This is a genomic window from Clostridium intestinale DSM 6191 (genome assembly GCF_900130055.1).
GTDB lineage: Bacteria > Bacillota > Clostridia > Clostridiales > Clostridiaceae > Clostridium_T > Clostridium_T intestinale.
Genome location: NZ_FQXU01000008.1, coordinates 306104 through 324765, shown reverse-complemented (window position 1 = coordinate 324765; position 18662 = coordinate 306104). Strand labels below are relative to the sequence as shown.

At 30.6% G+C, this 18662-nt stretch carries 15 protein-coding genes and 1 other annotated feature; of the genes, 14 read left to right on the top strand and 1 reads right to left on the bottom strand.

Annotated elements, in window-relative coordinates; genetic code table 11:
- Positions 1-57: 57 nt before the first annotated feature.
- From BUA92_RS14335 to metG (BUA92_RS14315), 5 genes are all read left to right on the top strand, one after another.
- A complete protein-coding gene (locus tag BUA92_RS14335; RefSeq protein ID WP_073020533.1) occupies positions 58-1776 on the top strand; it encodes a methyl-accepting chemotaxis protein in 1719 nt (572 codons plus the stop codon).
- A 6-nt stretch (positions 1777-1782) separates the two neighbouring features.
- Complete coding sequence (locus tag BUA92_RS14330; protein ID WP_073020531.1) at positions 1783-2565, top strand: hypothetical protein; 783 nt, start codon at positions 1783-1785, stop codon at positions 2563-2565.
- 95 nt (positions 2566-2660) lie between these two features.
- On the top strand, positions 2661-4472 hold the full coding sequence (locus BUA92_RS14325; RefSeq protein ID WP_073020529.1) for an HD domain-containing phosphohydrolase: 1812 nt from the start codon (positions 2661-2663) through the stop codon (positions 4470-4472).
- Between the two features lie 51 nt (positions 4473-4523).
- Positions 4524-4759: a binding site (T-box leader), on the top strand.
- 75 nt (positions 4760-4834) lie between these two features.
- A complete protein-coding gene (gene metG / locus BUA92_RS14320) occupies positions 4835-6772 on the top strand; it encodes a methionine--tRNA ligase (protein WP_073020527.1) in 1938 nt (645 codons plus the stop codon).
- Between the two features lie 71 nt (positions 6773-6843).
- Entirely contained in the window at positions 6844-8472 is a 1629-nt protein-coding gene (gene metG, locus BUA92_RS14315; protein ID WP_073020525.1) for a methionine--tRNA ligase, read from the top strand.
- A gap of 187 nt (positions 8473-8659) precedes the next feature.
- Here the strand turns inward: metG (BUA92_RS14315) and BUA92_RS14310 are convergent, their stop codons facing one another.
- Entirely contained in the window at positions 8660-9340 is a 681-nt protein-coding gene (locus BUA92_RS14310; protein ID WP_073020523.1) for a Crp/Fnr family transcriptional regulator, read from the bottom strand.
- A 109-nt stretch (positions 9341-9449) separates the two neighbouring features.
- Here BUA92_RS14310 and BUA92_RS14305 point away from each other — a divergent pair, with 109 nt between their 5' ends.
- From BUA92_RS14305 to BUA92_RS14265, 9 genes are all read left to right on the top strand, one after another.
- Positions 9450-10952 (top strand): DUF445 family protein, encoded by a 1503-nt coding sequence (locus BUA92_RS14305; RefSeq protein WP_073020521.1) that lies wholly within the window; start codon positions 9450-9452, stop codon positions 10950-10952.
- 63 nt (positions 10953-11015) lie between these two features.
- Positions 11016-11798, top strand: coding sequence for a TatD family hydrolase (locus BUA92_RS14300; RefSeq protein WP_073020519.1), 783 nt, complete (start codon positions 11016-11018; stop codon positions 11796-11798).
- A 249-nt stretch (positions 11799-12047) separates the two neighbouring features.
- Positions 12048-13073: a ubiquitin-like domain-containing protein gene (locus BUA92_RS14295; RefSeq protein WP_073020517.1), complete on the top strand. Its 1026-nt coding sequence runs from the start codon at positions 12048-12050 to the stop codon at positions 13071-13073.
- A gap of 104 nt (positions 13074-13177) precedes the next feature.
- Positions 13178-13732, top strand: a complete 555-nt coding sequence (rnmV, locus tag BUA92_RS14290) for a ribonuclease M5 (RefSeq protein WP_021804367.1) — start codon at positions 13178-13180, stop codon at positions 13730-13732.
- Between the two features lie 4 nt (positions 13733-13736).
- Entirely contained in the window at positions 13737-14576 is an 840-nt protein-coding gene (gene rsmA, locus BUA92_RS14285) for a 16S rRNA (adenine(1518)-N(6)/adenine(1519)-N(6))-dimethyltransferase RsmA (RefSeq protein ID WP_073020515.1), read from the top strand.
- Between the two features lie 124 nt (positions 14577-14700).
- Positions 14701-16113 (top strand): DUF7922 domain-containing protein, encoded by a 1413-nt coding sequence (locus BUA92_RS14280; RefSeq protein ID WP_073020513.1) that lies wholly within the window; start codon positions 14701-14703, stop codon positions 16111-16113.
- Positions 16114-16233: 120 nt separating this feature from the next.
- Entirely contained in the window at positions 16234-16794 is a 561-nt protein-coding gene (locus BUA92_RS14275) for a hypothetical protein (RefSeq protein WP_073020511.1), read from the top strand.
- 131 nt (positions 16795-16925) lie between these two features.
- Positions 16926-17753, top strand: a complete 828-nt coding sequence (locus BUA92_RS14270) for a YhfM domain-containing protein (RefSeq protein WP_073020509.1) — start codon at positions 16926-16928, stop codon at positions 17751-17753.
- 26 nt (positions 17754-17779) lie between these two features.
- Positions 17780-18631, top strand: a complete 852-nt coding sequence (locus tag BUA92_RS14265; protein WP_073020507.1) for an Mrp/NBP35 family ATP-binding protein — start codon at positions 17780-17782, stop codon at positions 18629-18631.
- The last annotated feature ends 31 nt before the right edge of the window (positions 18632-18662 follow it).

Genomic DNA, 18662 nt, shown 5'->3' with positions numbered 1-18662 from the left:
AACAAAATATTCATTTTGTAGGATATTTTAAAAATCATACTTGAAAGGGGTAATTTTATGAAATTTTTTAACAATCTAAAAATGGCACCTAAAATAGTAGCATTATTTATCACTGTGGCTATGTTCATAATTATTGTAGGATTTATAGGAATCAATAGTATGAGAGGGATAAATGACAATGCTATAGCTATGTATAATAAGAATCTTAAATCTGTTGAAATGATAGAAGATCTAAAAGAAAAGATAGCTGATTTAAGAGCTAATACTATAATATTAGTATATCAAGATGATAAAGTAGAAACTGATGTGGAACTTGAAAATAAAATTATTAAGTTAATAGATGAAAGTAATGAAATTTCAGGTGAATATGAAAAAAGTTTTTTAGATAATCAAGATGAAAGAGATTTTTTTAGTAATATCCAAAAAGATACTAGTACATATTATGATGGTTTAAAGAAGGTTATAAAATATAATAAAGAAGGAAATAAGGAAGACGCAACTAAATCAATGGGAGAGTTAGGGGCTATAAGAGAGAGAACATATAGTAATATAGATGAACTTGTAAACCATAACGTTGAAGAGGCAAAAGAAGCTAATGATAAAAATATGGATCAATTTACATATGCTACGAATATGAGTATAGGTGTAACTGTAATTGGGTTTATAGCAGCTATAATAATTGGTATAAGTATATCCTTATCTATTGCAAAGAGATTAACCAAGGTGGTTAACTTTGCTAAGGCTTTGGAAAATGGAGATTTAACCAATGAGATAATTGTAAGTTCACAAGATGAAATAGGAGAAATGGGTGAGTCTTTAAATAAAGCAAAGGATAGTACTAAGTTACTAATTTCTGAAATAATGAATGGCTCTGAGGAAATTAGTTCTGGAAGTGAGGAATTGTCTGCTGTTATGGAAGAAATATCTGGTAAGATTGAAGTTGTTAATGCTGCAATTGAGCAGATAGATAGGGCAGTTCAAGACTTGAGTGCAACAAGTGAACAAGTAAGTGCATCAACTCAAGAGATAGGAGCATCTACAACAGAATTAGCTAATAGAAGTGGTATAAGCTTACAAGCTGTTAGTAAAATAAAGAGCAGAGCAATAGAAGTAAAAGAAAAAGCAGATAATAGTATAAGAGAAGGAAATAGTATATATGAAGAGAATAAACGTAATATTTTAGTAGCAATAGAGAATGGTAGAGTAGTTGAAGATGTTAAAATCATGGCTGATTCAATAGGATCGATTGCTGAACAAACTAATTTGTTAGCACTTAATGCTGCTATAGAAGCTGCAAGAGCGGGAGAAGCTGGAAAGGGGTTTGCTGTGGTAGCTGAAGAGGTAAGAAAACTTGCAGAGGATTCTTCTAATGCAGTTAATGATATTCAATCAATGGTGCAGCAGGTTCAAAATGCATTTAAAGATTTATCTAAAAGTGGACAAGATATTTTAGGATATATCGAAAATAGTGTTAAACCTAATTACGAATTACTTATGAATACAGGAATTCAGTATGAGAAGGATTCAGAGATTATAAATGAAATGGCTGAGGATGTATTAAAATCATCGACTCAAATAAGCCAAGTTATAGATCAAATAGGAAGTGCCATACAAAATTTATCTTCTACTGCAGAAGAATCAGCTCAAAATTCAGAAGATATAACAGTAAGTATAAACGAAGTAACAGAAGCGATAGTAGATGCAGCCAAAGCTTCTCAAAGACAAGCTGAAATATCTCAAAATTTAAATGAACTATCACAAAAATTTACTATTTAGGTAAAAATGAATTTAAGTATTGAAGTATTAAAAACAGAGGCTGATAAAGGTAGTTATTTAATTTATGAATATATTGATGATTTTATAGGTTTAATTATGAAAGATGAAGACGAAGTCTGTTTTTTAGAAACAGATGATAGGGATAGTAATATCATAAGCAGTAGAGACACAATACATATAATATTTAATAGTATAAATAAAAGTTACAATATAAATAATGAAGAAATATTCTACAGAATAAATAAAATTTTAGATAAATATAAGAATAGGTATCAAAGGCAAGTAATTACTTTTTGTGGTGAAGATGCATTAAATCATATTGAAAATATTATTAAGATAATAGATAGATTTAATCCTAAAGGTAATAATATGGAATTTAATATTATGGGTAATGGTGCTCTACTAACAGATAGTGTAGTAGATGCTGTTATAACTACAAATGTAGAGGTTTATGTTGCTTTGGATGAAGAGGATTGTTATTATGAGCAAATCAAAGATAATTTATTGAGATATAAAAAGAGATATTTAGGTAATAATAACATTAAAATAATGACCTCTTATGATTTTCATACTGATTTAGTGAAGATGAGTGATTTTTATGAAGAGAGTGGTCTATATGTAGCAATACTAAAAGAGAGATTTTTATATAATGAAACTAAGTCGGAAAAAATTTCTCAGGAGCTTATAGATAAATATTTAGAGGAGTATAAAATATTAGAAGGTAAATATAATAGAAATAATTTAAAGGGAAGTTATTGTTCAAATTTTTTAAAATTATTTTTGGGATAATATATTTAGATAGTGTAATATTATTTTAATAAAGTTATTCTATTTGTTATAGTAGAATATATAAAGTAATTTTAGAGAATGGGGTTTTATAACTTATGACAAATATTTCTTATGAATCAATACTTCAAAATGTTCCAGTTGGTTTTGCATATCATAAAATAATATTAGATGATAATGGACTACCTTGCGACTATATATTTATAGAAGTTAATTTAGCTTTTGAAGAAATGACTGGTTTAAAAAGTAGTGACATCATAGGGAAGTCTTTAACAGAAGTTATTCCAAATATAACAGATGACAATTTAAACTATATTTCTTCTTATGGAGCAGTTGCTTTAAATGGTGGGATTATAGAGTATGAGGAATATTCTAAGGCTTTAGATAAATGGTATAGGATTCAAGTATATTCAGACAAAAAATATTATTTTGCAGTAAATTTTTTAGATATAACTAAGCAAAAAGAAGTAGAAAATGCATTAAAAGCAAGCGAAGAGAAATATAGATTGATTACTGAATCAACATCAGATGTAATATGGGTTTTTAACTATACTAAATATTGTTTTACATATGTGAGTCCATCTATTAAAAATTTATTAGGATATACTCAAGAGGAAGCTTTGGATATTACTTTAGAAGAATTTTTAACTAAAGATTTTTTAGGTGATTTAGATGAGCGCTTTAATAAAAGGATAGAAGTTTTTCTAGAAGATTCAAAACAAGATATATCATATATCTTAGAAATGAAAAGCATTCATAAAAATGGGCATTTAGTATGGGTAGAAACCGCTGGAAAATATAGATTAAACAATAGAAATGAAATAGAAATTGTAGGAGTGTCACGAAATATAAGTGAGAGGAAAAAGGCAGAGGAAAAGATACTTTATCTAAGTTATCATGATCAGCTAACAGGAATTTATAATAGAAGATATTATGAAGAAAAGATCACAGAAATAGATAAGGCTGAAAATATGCCTATGACTTTGGTAGTAGCAGATGTAAATGGACTTAAACTTACTAATGATGCTTTTGGACATTTAGTTGGTGATAAACTTCTTATTTATACAGCTGAGGTCTTAAATAGCGTAATTAAAGAAAATGATATTGTGGCTAGAATTGGTGGAGATGAATTCGTACTTTTACTTTCTAAAACTGATAATAGAAAAGCAAAAAGAATTATTGAGGTTATTAAAAAGAAATTATCTGCTAAAAAGATAGGAAATATGGAATTATCAACTTCTTTTGGATATGCAGTGAAAAGCAATTTAGATCGAAATATTATTGATCTTTTTATTGAAGCTGAAAATTATATGTATAAAAATAAGTTAATGGATAGTAGAAGTAATAGAAGTAAAACAGTAAAATTTATAATTAAAACCTTATATGAAAAAAGTAATCAAGAAGAAGGTCATTGTAAAAGAGTAAGTAAACTTTGTGGGGAAGTTGCAGATTTACTTGATATGAATGTTAATGAAGTTAATGAGATTATAACTGCTGGATTACTTCATGATATAGGTAAAATAGCTATTGGAGAAAATGCATTTTCTAAGTCTGAAAAGTTGACTCAAACAGAAAATAATGAATACAAGAGACATTCTGAAATCGGATATAAGATACTAAAATCTTCCGATGAGTTTAGTAATATAGCTGAATACATATTGTATCATCATGAATGTGTAGATGGTAGCGGATATCCTAAAGGTTTAATAGGTGAAAGTATTCCTATTCAATCAAGAATACTTAGTATAGTAGATTATTATGATAATCTAATAAATCCACGGAATGGAGAAAAAGTCTACAGTAAAGAAGAAGCAATTGAAAAGTTAAAGATATATCGTGGCAAGAAATTTGATATTAATATTACAAACACATTTATCGAAAAGATTTTAAAAGAAAATGATCAAATCTAGGAAACTATTAATAAATATTGACAGAAAATTGATTTTGGAATAATATTATAATTAAATGCGAGGAAAAGAAGAGTAATAATATGGAAAGTTTATAGAGAGCTGGGGTAGGTGAAAGCCAGTAGCTGAAAATGTTATGAAGATGGTCTTGGAGCGGGTTTTCTGAGCCTTAGGGTTAGGAGGATACGGTGGCAACCGTTATATTGCAAAGTATATTAAGTACTTAATGAGGTGCTATTTGGTAACAATGGCATAAAATAGAGTGGTAACACGTATAATACGTCTCTATATAGGGGATACCCTATGTAGAGGCTTTTTTTATTTATAAATTTTTATGTTTTTAATTTTTTAGGAGGAAGATTTTTATGTGCGAGAAAAAACCATATTATATCACTACACCAATATATTATCCATCTGCTAATTTACATATAGGTAATACTTATACAACAGTAGCAGCAGATGCATTAGCAAGATTTAAGAGATTAACTGATTATGATGTTATGTTCTTAACTGGTACAGATGAACATGGACAAAAGATTCAGCTTAAGGCAGAGGAGAAGGGTGTAACTCCAAAGGAATTTGTAGATGAAATAGTGGCTGGAATAAAGGATCTTTGGGAGCTTATGAATATCAGCTATGATAAATTTATAAGAACTACGGATGATTATCACATAAAGGCTGTACAGGATATATTTAAGAAGCTTTACGATCAAGGAGACATATATAAGGATTCTTATGAAGGTTGGTATTGTACACCTTGTGAATCTTTCTGGACTGAAACTCAACTAGTTAATGGAAATTGTCCAGACTGCGGAAGACCAGTTGAAAAGGCTAAGGAAGAAGCATATTTCTTTAAGATGAGTAAATATGCAGATAGATTAATAAAACACATAGAGGATAATCCACATTTCATTCAACCTGAATCAAGAAAAAATGAAATGTTAAATAATTTCCTTAAACCAGGGCTTCAAGATTTATGTGTATCAAGAACAAGCTTTAACTGGGGAATTCCAGTTACCTTTGATGAGAAACATGTAGTTTATGTTTGGATTGATGCTTTATCTAACTATATTACAGCTTTAGGCTATGGAAGTGAAGACACAGAGCTTTACAAAAAATATTGGCCAGCAGATGTTCACTTAATAGGTAAGGATATATTAAGATTCCACACTATTTATTGGCCAATTATGCTTATGGCTTTAGATGTTCCACTACCTAAACAAGTATTTGGGCATGGATGGCTTTTAGTTGATGGCGGTAAGATGTCTAAATCTAAAGGAAACGTAGTAGACCCAGTAGTTTTAGTTAACGAATTTGGGGTTGATGCTGTTAGATACTACTTATTAAGAGAGATTCCTTTTGGAGCTGATGGATTATTTAATAATGAAATATTTATAAAGAAGATAAATTCAGACCTTTGTAATGATTTAGGTAACCTTTTATCTAGAACTGTAGCTATGATTGAAAAGTATTTTGGAGGAATGATTCCAGCACCTCTTGATAAAGAAGATGTTGATGATGAACTTATTAAATTAGCGTTAGAAACTCCTATAAAAGTTGAGAGAGCTATAGATAATCTTAAAATCCCAGAAGCTTTAGAAGAAGTTTGGGAGCTTGTAGGTAGAGCTAATAAATATATAGATGAAACAACTCCATGGATATTAGCTAAGGATGAAAGTAAAAAGGATAGATTAGGTACCGTATTATATAACTTATCTGAAAGTTTAAGATTTATAGCTGTACTTATATCACCATTTTTACCTGATACAGCTAACAAGATAAATGAGCAGATTAATACAGAAGTAACTACTTGGAACTCTTTATCAGCCTTTGATGGAACAGCTGCTGGAGCTAAGGTAGTTAAGGGAAATAACCTATTCCCAAGAATAGATGTTGAAGCTAAGCTTAAAGAGCTTGAAGCTTTAAAACCACAACCAGTTGTAGAAGAAGTTAAAGAAACTATAAAACCTATTAAAGAGGAAATAACTATAGAAGACTTCGAAAAAGTGGATTTAAGAGTAGTTAAGGTATTAAGTGCTGAAGCTATAAAAGGAGCTAAAAAGTTATTAAAGCTTAAAGTGGATTTAAATGGCGAGGAAAGACAGGTAGTGTCAGGAATAGCTAAGTATTATAAACCAGAAGATTTAGTTGGAAAGTATGTAGTACTTGTGGCTAATTTAAAACCTGTTAAATTAAGAGGAGAATTATCACAAGGTATGCTATTAGCTGCTTCTAGTGATGATGATGCTCAATTATTTTTAGTAAACCCAGGTGAACTACCAACTGGAAGTGAAGTTAGATAATTTTTAGTGATTTAGAGCTAGTGATAAAGTGATTTATTACTAGCTTTAAATTTCAGGAAGTGAGGGGCAATATGAAAGTAGTAATAGGCAATGCATGGCCTTATGCAAATGGATCATTACATGTTGGGAGATTATCTTCTTTAATGCCAGGTGATATTTTGGCAAGATACCATAGACTAATGGGTGATGAAGTTATTTTTGTATCTGGAAGTGACTGTAACGGTACTCCTATATTAATTAAGGCAAAGGAAGAGGGAACAACTCCAGAGGTAATATCTGAAAAGTATCATAAAGAATTTAAGGAATGTTTTGAGAAGTTGGGTTTTTCCTATGATTTGTTTGGAAAGACTAGCTCAGAACATCATCATGAAACTGTTAAGAAGTTTATTTTAGAACTTTATAATAATAAATATATCTATGAGAAATTAGTTACTCAATATTATTGTGAGGAATGTGGGGAATTTTTAATAGATAAGCTTATTGAAGGTACATGTCCACATTGTCATGGAGCAGCTAGAGGGGATCAATGTGAAGAGTGTGCAGAAATATTAGATCCAGAGGACCTTATAGATAAGAAGTGCAAAAACTGTGGCAAGGAACCAGAAGTTAAGGAGATTAAGCATTTATTTTTCTCTTTATCAAAGTTTGAAAATGATGTAAGAAGGATATGGATAAAGCAAGATGGCTGGAGAGATAATGCTATAAAACTAACCAAGAGATATTTAGATGAAGGTCTTAGAGATAGGGCAGTAACTAGAAATATTTCTTGGGGAGTTGATGTTCCTTTAGAGGGATATGAGGATAAGAGGATATATGTTTGGATAGAGGCTGTTATGTCTTATATTACAGCTAGCATTAAAGTTTGTGAAGAAAGAGGAGAAGATTGGAGAGAGTACTGGGAAGATGAAGATTCGAGAGTATACTTTATCCATGGAAAAGATAATATTCCTTTCCACACAGTAATATTCCCTGCCTTATTAAGTGGAATAGGCATTAAAAATCCTAACTTAAGAATGATTTCTTCAGAATACATGAACCTTGAAGGTAAAAAGTTTTCAACTACAAAAAATTGGGCAGTATGGATGCCTTATATGATAGAAAATTATAACCCCGATGCTATAAGATATTATTTAACTATAAATGGGCCAGAGAAAAAAGATTCGGATTTTTCATGGAGGGGATTTATAAATTCAACTAATAATGATCTTCTCGGAAGTTTTGGGAATTTTGTCAACAGGTCTTTAGTATTTATCCACAAATACTTTGATGGAAGTCTACCTAATTGTGGATTAAATCCTAGATGGAAGAAGGATTTTTTTGATTTATATGTAGAGGTTGGAGATAAAATAGAGGCAGGAGAGTTTAAGGATGCCTTAGAGGATATATTTATATTCATCAAAAAAGTAAATAAGTTTTTTGATGATGAAAAACCTTGGATTACCGTGGAGAAAGATAAAAATAAGTGTATAGAAACTTTATATACTTGTGTTCAAATAATAGCTAATTTATCTAATCTACTTGAACCGTTTATTCCATACTCTTGTGATAAGATAAAGGGTTTTTTAGGAATTGAGGAGAGAACTTGGAGTTTTATTGAGATTAAAAATCCTAAAATAGGAGATTTAGAAATACTTTTTGAAAGAATTGATAAGAAAAAGGCTGTGGAAGAGGTTATAAAACTTAAAGAAGAAAAAATATAAAAAGAAAAGGCCCTTGTTTATCTTAGTCAAAGGGGGACGAGATAACAACAAGGGCCTTTTACATGATGGTTTTTAGGGGTAAATAATAATGCTTTAACAACTTTACAAGATTAAGTATATAGAACCAATATGTCAGTTCTATGACAAAATACGAAACAAATTATAAACATTATTAAAAAGAAATTAATTAAGCATTATCTTTTATTTCTTCTAAATCTAAAATAATTATTTTAGATCTGTCATAATCAATTAATCCATCTTTCTTCATATTAATAAGCTCACGAGACAAGGATGGACGTTGAACCCCTAATTTATCAGCCCAATCTTTTTTAGACATATTTAGGTTTATCTCTAAGGACTTATCTTTTTTATATAATGATAAAATATAATTACATATCATCTGCCTTAAGGACTTCATACTTACTTGTTTAAGTTTGGAACTTAAAGCCATTGCTTTATTGGATAAGATTCTTAAAAAAATTACAAGAAACTCATGATTTTTTTGAAGTAAGGTCTCCACATAAGATTTATGTATATGTAAAACTGTGGATGAATTTTTGCAAACAACTGACATTGGATAAAAATGCCTATCTCCAAAAAGAAGATTTTCTCCAAAAACATTTCCTTTATCTAAACTGGCAACTATTAATATATTGCCATCAGCATCAAGTTTTTGGATTTCTATAACACCATCTAACACCACACTAAGATAATCACAAGATTCATCCTGCATAAATAAAATATCTCCAGCTGAATATGTTTTAGTTGAATTATTTTTAGCATTAAACAATTCAGAGGCTTCATCATCAGAAAAAGATTTAAATAACTTACACATTCTAATTCCTTCAAGAGCATGAGAATTATTCATAAAAAACACCGCCTTTAAATTATTATCCTTAATATTTATTGAAAAAGCAATATGGTAAATTTATAATGAGATTTAGTATAGACTACATATATTATCAGGAGGAGATAAAATGAATTTATCCATAAGTATATTAATAGGAGCTGTAATAGGATATATAACTAACTGGTTAGCTATAAAGATGCTTTTTAAACCACATACTGAAAAAAGAATTGGTGGGATTAAATTACCTTTTACACCAGGACTTATACCAAAGGAAAGAGATAGAATAGCAAAAAGTGTTGGAGATACTGTTGGTCGTCATCTTGTGACTGGAGAAAATATGATGGAAGCTATGGAATCTCAAGAGATGAAGAGCTATTTACATGATATATTTATAAAAAAAGTTGAGACTGCAAGAGAATCTAATAAAAATATAAAAACATTAGGACAAGAATTATTAGAAGAAAAATACGAAACTTTTACATATTCTATAAAAGAAAAATCATCTACATATTTAATTGATAAAGTTTCAAGCGAAGATATGATTGATAAAATAACTAAAGAAATACAACTAGTATTAAAAGATATGCTCAAAAAAAGTCCAGTGGATGTTTTTAATAAACTTCCTATAAAAGATATATTAGATAAAACTTTGAAGTCAGAAGATTTAAAAAAGGATATAGGTAATGTATTAAACTATGGTATAGATAGTTTAGGACAAGAAGGTAAAACATTAAATGACGTAATACCAAAAGGATTTTTTCAAGGGATTGAAGTTTATACATATAATGAAAGAAATGAAATTTCTTTTTATTTAAGACGTTTATTAAGACAGGAAGAAGCTGCTAACAAGATAAAAGATATAATAGAGAAAAATGTTATTAGTAATATGAATCCTTTAGTTTCTATGTTTATGAGTACTGAGTCGCTTTATGCAAAATTTACTACTATAGTAGATGATTATTTAAATAAAGAAGAAAATAAACAAGAAATAGCTATGATGATTGGAAATATGATAAAAAGCTTTGGCAACAAAGAAATAAGTTCTATAGTTCAAGGAATACCTCAACATGCTAAAGATGAGATAATAAAAGATTTACAGAAAAAAATAGTAGATTTATTAAATGGAGAAGAGTTTACTAATAAAATAATAAACTTTGCAAATGGAAAGTTAGAAAAATTCACTACTATAGATGAGTTATTAACCTTCTTTAATCCAGATTATGAATTAAAAATATCCATAGAAGTTAAAGGAGCAATTAAGACTTTAGTAAATAGTGAATCCTTAAAGGAAAAAATACAAGAAATTATAGATGAATTGGTAGTTTCTGTAGAAAATAAAGAATTAAAAGAAGTAATGCCAGAGGGGAATAATGAGAGCTTAGATGCCGTATTTAACAAACTTCAAGAGTTAGCAGGAAACCTTTTAAAAAGCAGTGGAGGAGATTTTATAGAAAAGCTAAATATAGCTAAAATAGTTGAGAAGCAAATAATGTCTTTCCCTGTTGAATATGCAGAGGAATTAATTATAGAAATTGCTAATAAAGAACTTAAAGCTATTACTTGGCTCGGTGCTTTATTAGGTGGAATTATGGGGATTCTAACCCCTGTATTATCAAGCTTGTTTAAATAATATTACATTATGTGAATAAAATGTAAAAAATATGCAATAATTTATAGATAAGAGGTGGAAGTATTGGGTAACAAATATAACATAATAGATTCTCATGCTCATTATGATGATGAGTCTTTTAATGAGGATAGAGATGCAGTAATAAAACAGATACAAGAAAATGGAGTAACGGGAGTTTTGAATTGTGGCTCTTCTTATGAGGGGTTAGTTGGCTCCTATGAATTAGCCAATAAATATGAGTTTTTCTATGCAGCTTTAGGAATCCATCCATCTAATGCTAATGAGCTAACTGATGAGGTAATAGACTTCATAAGAGAGAAAAGCAAAAATCCTAAAGTTAAGGCAATAGGCGAAATAGGACTGGATTATTATTGGGAAGAAAATCCGCCTAGAGAGGTTCAAAAAAAGGTGTTCAGACAACAGCTGAAGTTAGCTGAAGAGCTAAGTTTACCTGTAGTAATTCATGACAGAGATGCACATGGAGATACTTTAGATATACTAAAAGAATTTCCAAAGGTTACAGGGGTAGTACATTGTTTTTCTGGTAGTGTGGAATTTGCAAGAGAATGTTTAAAATTAGGATATTACATAGGTTTTACTGGAGTAGTAACCTTCAAAAATGCTAAAAAGATTCTTGAAGTAGCAAAAGATGTACCTTTAGATAGAATGTTAGTAGAAACGGATTGTCCGTATATGGCACCAACACCTTATAGAGGAAAACGAAACAAATCAGACTATATAGAGTATATAATAGAAAAATTAGCAGAAATCAAGGAAATCGACCCTTTTGAGGCAAATAAGAAGATTAATGATAATATTGTAAGGTTGTTTAAAATGGAAAAATAAGGTAAAATAGTTCTTGCAAGTTTAATTTGGTGGTATACAACAAAGGATAGTTAAGAATTAGGATAGGAGTCAGAAAACATATTCCCAGTAGTGACTGTTAATGGATTAAAGCTATCATTCAATATAATTTTAACTTATGCCAAGTGAGCATTTCGTAACAGTTACAATAAATGCAGGAGATGTCAATTTGACAAGCTTTAATATTTTGTTTATAATGCAAAAGACACTCTTGCCAAAGGAGGGAATAAAATGGTAGAAAAATTCAAACAGCATTTTAAAAGAGTTTTTTCTAATGGTCCTAAGGCAAAAATCGTGTTGTGTTCAATAGTAACATCAGTGCTAATACTTACAATTTACAACATGAGAACGACAGTGATTGTTCGAATAGATAATGAAGAACAAAGAATAGTGACATACAAAGGGACTGTTAAAGGGGCGTTGCAAAGTAACGACATAACTCTAGGTGAAAAGGATAAGGTATCCCCTCAATTAGAAGATAGAATTAATGATGATGATATCATTTCAATTAAAAGAGCTGTGCCTATTGAGGTCTATGTAGATGGTGAGACCCTAGAGATACAAACTGCAGAGAGCAACATAGAGGATATGCTAGAAGCTGAAAACATCACTCTTAATGAGGATGACAAGTTAAGCATTTCAGCAGATACCCTAATAACAGAAGATTTAAAACTTAAAGTAACAAGAGTGGAAACAAAAGATATTGTTGAAACTCAGGCATTAGATTATCAAACTGTTGTTAAAAATGATGATAGTATGGATAAGGGGATGTCAAAAGTTGTTCAGGAGGGTACTCAAGGAGAAAAAGAAGTTACAGTAAAGGTGATATATGAAGATGGCGTAGAAGTTGAGAGAAAAGTTGTTGGTGAAAAGATAACTAAGGAACCTACTAGTAAAGTGGTTCATCAGGGAACTCTTAGCTACGTTGCTCTCTCCAGAGGTGGAGATTCCAAACTTTACTATAAACAAGCTCTTTCTGTTAAAGCGAGTGCTTATGCTGGTGATGGTATAACTGCAACAGGAACAGTGCCTAAGAGAAATCCATCTGGATTGAGTACTATAGCTGTTGACCCAAGGGTCATTCCTTTAGGAACAAAGGTCTATGTTGAAGGCTATGGTTACGCAGTTGCAGAGGATACAGGCGGTGCAATAAAGAATAACAAAATAGATATTTTTATGAATTCCACAAGAGAGTGTTATCAATGGGGAGTAAGAACAGTTAATCTTTATGTTGTAGCGTATCCAGGACAGTGGTAAAATAAGAAGGTGACTCAGATAATGAGTCATCTTTTTATCGTTTAAGGAAGAAGAGTATTATTTAGATTACATATATGAGTATAATGTGAAAGGAAGAAAAGTTTGTGATAAAGGAAGTTATTGTAGTTGAGGGTAGAGATGACGTTACTGCTGTTAAGAAAGCAGTGGATTCAGAGGTAATACCTGTTGGCGGTTTTGGAATTAATAATAAAGTAATAAAAAGAATTAAAGAAGCTCAAAAGAGACAAGGGGTTATAGTATTAACTGATCCTGATTTTGCTGGAGAGCGTATAAGAAATATAATAGCTAAAAGAGTTCCAGGTATAAAACATGCTTATATAGGACGAGATGAAGGTACAAAAGACGGGGACATAGGGGTTGAAAATGCTACACCAGAGTCTATATTAAGAGCATTAAACAGGGCTAAGGCAACAGTTACAGAGAGAAGGGACTTTTTTAATGTAGAAGATATGCTCTTTTTTAAACTTACAGCAGATATAAAGTCTAAAGAGAGAAGACATCTTTTAGGAAAAGAATTAGGAGTAGGGTATGGTAACACAAATCAATTAATATCAAGGTTGAATAATTATGGAATATCTAGAGAAGAATTTATACATGCTGTAAAAAATGTAGAGAAAATCATGGAGAGTGAAGAATAATATTATGGATGTAAAAACACAGGAGTTAGTAAAAAAATATAATTTTAGGTTTTCTAAAAGTTTAGGTCAGAACTTTTTAATAGATGATAGCGTACTTGAAGATATAGTGGAAGGTGCAGAGGTATCTGAGGAGGACTTAGTAATAGAAATAGGTCCAGGGGTAGGGACGTTAACTAGAGAGCTCATTAAGAAGGCAAAGAGAGTAGTCGCTATAGAATTAGATTCAAATTTAATACCTATACTTACTGAGGAATTAGGAGATGAAGAGAAGTTTTCTCTAATACATAATGATGCGCTAAAAGTAAATTTTGATGAAATAATGGCTGGGGAGAAAAGTGTTAAACTAGTAGCAAACTTACCTTATTATGTTACTACACCTATTATAGCTAAGCTTTTAAATGAAGGTTATAAATTTAAGTCTCTTACTATAATGATTCAAAAAGAAGTTGCAGAAAGGATGAACTCTGAGCCAAACTGCAAGGAGTATGGTTCAATATCTGTTTTAGTTCAATATTTCTGCACAACTAAAATTATAAGAAAAGTAGCACCTTCAAGTTTTATGCCTAGACCTAAGGTTGATTCTATAGTTATAAGACTAGATAGATTAGAGCAACCTAGAGTTGAACTAAAAGACGAAAAACTATTTTTTGATATAGTTAGAAATTCTTTTAATATGAGAAGAAAAACCTTATGGAATGCTTTAAAATCTTTTGGATTAGATAAGGAAAGTATGGAAGGTGTCTTTAAAGATGCTGGTATAGATCAAAAGAGAAGAGGAGAAACCTTAAGCATAGAAGAGTTTGGTGCTTTGGCAAATTCTCTGTATGAAAAACTTAATAGATAATTATTTCAAATAAAAAGTGGCTTAGGCCACTTTTTTATTTCGTCTAAAGGAAATTCTTTTGAACATATTTTAACTATTTAATCATATAATGTAACGAATAAATATAAGTGGAGGGACCGTAGAGTTGGCGCATGGAAAATTATATAGAAACTTTATAATATTACAAGAGGATGAAAGGGGACACTCAACAGCTCAAGATAAACCTCTATCAGGCTATGCAAAGGTTGAGGCTAAAGACGATAAATGTAAAATATCTTTTTACGCACAGAATCTTAAAAAAGATGAACATAAACACTTCATGATGATAGTGAGTGCAAAAAAAGACATGAGACAGCTTATGAATTTAGGAGAAGTGAACATAACTGATATAGGAAAGGTAGATGGTTATAAAGAATTTAGCGTTAATAACATTGGAGGTATGGGACTAGGTTATGACAAAATATCAGGGGCAGCTATAGTAAAAAAAGTTGGCGATAAGTTAGAATTTTTAATAAGTGGATTTATGAGTAATGAAATGCCAAAGGATGATTGGAAACAGTACCCTGTGGTTAATAGTGTTGATTTAGGTAAGTTTACAGGTTCAACTCTATATTCACAAATTACATCACCAACAGCTGCACAAGCTCCTACACAAACACCAGGAGCAATGCAATCACCAGGAACAATGACAGAAGAAAATGGTATTTATGAAACTCCATATGATGGGATGGGAGAGGCACCTTTATATGAAGATGCAGTTCCTACCATGGGAGCAGGAGCTACAATGAATGGTCCAGGAAGTACCATGGGAGGCCAAGGAGGAATGACAACTGGGCAAGTAGGTACTATGGGAAACCAAGGTGGTATGATGAATGGCACAGGAAATATGCAAAATCAGCCAGGATATAGTACACCAGGAACTCAAGGTGGAAATATGTATAACACTACTTCACCACGAAATGTAGAAATTGATAATAAACCTTTATATGATAGTTCTTATACCACAGTAGGAAGAAATATTGGAGGGGCTAAGCCGCCGATAGTTGAAGAGGATACTATTGAGGTAAGAAGTGAGTTTGACGAATATGAGAACAAGATAGTAGATGATTATAGTGAAGAAGACTTCAAGATTAGAGGATCTGTTGGAGAATTTTTTGAATCTTTAGCTGAAGACTTTGAACTTGATAGACACAAAAATAAAAAGAAGGATATAAAACATTGTAAATGGTATAAAGTACCTGTGGATAATCTAGATGAGATGTGTAATATAGCTGATTATAATAAGTACACAGTAATATACTATCCTATGATAAATTATTATCCTTACTTTAAAAAACATAAACATTATTGTATAGGCTATAAATGTAATGACAAAGGAAAGATGAAATATATAGTATATGGAATTCCAGGCAAAAAGGATAAGGGAGATCAACCATATGGAGGAAAGACAGGTTTTGTAACATGGATGGAAGATGAAACCCTAGGAGATGGAATGGGTTATTGGTTAATGTTCTATGATTTCAGAAACTCTGTTATTGTAATACCAGCAGAAAGATAAGATACGATCCTAGAAGTATGTATTTATTTCTAGGATCATAATTTATTTATAAATCTTTAATCATAGATTTATGTTAAAGAGAGTATAAATAAATTATTAAGGATTATCTAGGAGGTTTTTATGAATAGAAAGCAGTTAGGCGTTACTATAGTACTTATATGTTTAATGGGGCTATTGTTTGTAGGACAAAGGATATTCAATGAAAGATTTCAGTCGATTTCATTAATGAATAATAATATAACAGATTTCACAGAGTATACAGACAAGGATAAGGAAATTTCTTTTAAGTTACCTAGTCAATGGGAAAACGGTGATAGAAGCTTACCAGGGAATTATATAACATATTATAAGAGTTTTTCTGACAGTTCATTAGGTATTACAGGATATGTGCAGTTAATAAATTATAAGGGGGATGATAAAGCTCTTATAGAAAAAGATAAGGAATATATAGAAGGGGAGATCGGAAACTATAGTTTAGATAGTTATCAAAGTAAAAACTATAAGGGTTATAAGGCTTCTTTTATAGTTACGGGTGAAAATAAAAGAGAGACATTTTATGATGTATATTATTTAAAGATAAAAGGTGAAAAATTAGTTAAGTTTAGCTTTATGGTAGATGGCAAGTATTACAAAACTAATTATCAAGATATTTTTAAGGTTTTGGTGGATTCAGTGAAATAAATTTGATATAAAAAGTATTAAGTATTATAATTTATTTATGATAAGGGGAAGCTTAGCTTCTCCTTATTTAGAATTATGTTTATTGTTATGATTAACATAATTAAATAAGTTAAGAGGGAGAAAGTTTAGGTATGGGAAAGTCTATCACGAAGTTTAGTTTGTTAATGTTAGTAATATTAACCCTATTTACGGGGTGTTCTATAGTAGATAAAGGGAAACTTAAATTAGGGCTTAAAAATGAGGACTTCGAGTATATAAAAAATGATGAGGTTGATAAAATAGTAATACAAAGTACTAGAGATAAGGGTTTTAGATTCGTAGTAACAGATGATAAAACTATTAAGGATGTATATAATCTACTTTCTTCTGCAAAAGCGATGAGTGAAAAGGTGGACCTTGAATCAGATTACATTTTTGAAATATATGTAGGTGAAGAGGTAAAAAAGTTTAACTACGTAGTAGGGGTAGACGAAAAATCTAAAGGGAATTTTTATGATGAAAATAAAGTATATTATGTTTCTAGTAGAATCGATAATGACATAATTCAAAATCTATCTTTTGTAAGAAAACCAAGAGATTTTAGCACCATATATTATGGAAGCATATTGAAGGTTCTTGAAGAGAAGAAAAGTTATTTAAATGATGGCAACAAAAAAATAGGTATAGATATATTGGGAGATGTAGAGTGTACTAAATACATATTATCTAGGGATATAGAGTCCTTTAATAGCGATATGGCTAAGATAACTAATAATGTTAAAATAATAAATGGGAATAAACAGGATTTTGATGTGATAATAACCGTTAGAAATCAAGGGTATACATCAAAAAAATTCAAAACTAACATAACTATTGAAAATAAGAATGACCATAGCTATGAGATCTATTATGTTTGGGGAGATTATGACCTTAAAGCATGGAGCATTCAAACAAGCACTACAAAACCGAAAGATTGGTAGTATATAGACTAAGGAGGAGTTTTTTTATGTCAAGTTGTTCAAGTTGTGCAAGCAAGGATAGTTGCAATACAAAAGACAAAGGATGTGGAACAAATACAGTGAGTATGAAAGTATTACCTAAATATGGAGACGTAAAGAATATTATTGGAGTGATAAGTGGTAAAGGTGGGGTAGGTAAATCTACAGTTACAGGACTTATAGCAACTCAGTTAGCCAATAGAGGATATAAGGTTGGTGTTTTAGATGGAGATATAACAGGACCATCTATGCCTAGATTTTTTGGTATAAATGATAAAAGAGCAGAGATGATTCCGTTAGATAATAATTCAAACTTTAAGTTCAAACCAGTAGAGAGTAAGTTAGGTATAAAGGTTATATCTATGAATCTACTTACTCCAGTAGAAGATCAACCAGTTATTTGGAGGGGGCCTGTTATAACGGGAGTATTAAACCAAATGTATACTGATACCGAGTGGGGCGATTTAGATTATCTACTCATAGATATGCCTCCAGGAACGGGGGATATAGCATTAACTGTAATGCAAAGTTTCCCATTAAAAGAACTTATAATCGTATCTACACCTCAGGATATGGTTTCTATGATAGTTAAGAAGGTAGTTATTATGGCGCAAAAGATGGGAATTAGTATAAGGGGTGTAGTAGAGAATATGTCTTACATTAATTGTGATAGTTGTGATCATAAAATAAAAATATTTAGCAAAAAATCTGCTGAAGAACATGCAGAATATTTAGGTTTACCACTTTTAGCTGAGCTTCCTATTAATTTAGATTTAACAGAGGCATTAGAGAATGGCACAGCTGAAGAGTACGTTAAGGAAGATCCACTTTATACATCGGTATTCCAAGGATTATATTAAAATTATTGAATAATATTTCCTTTATGATGAC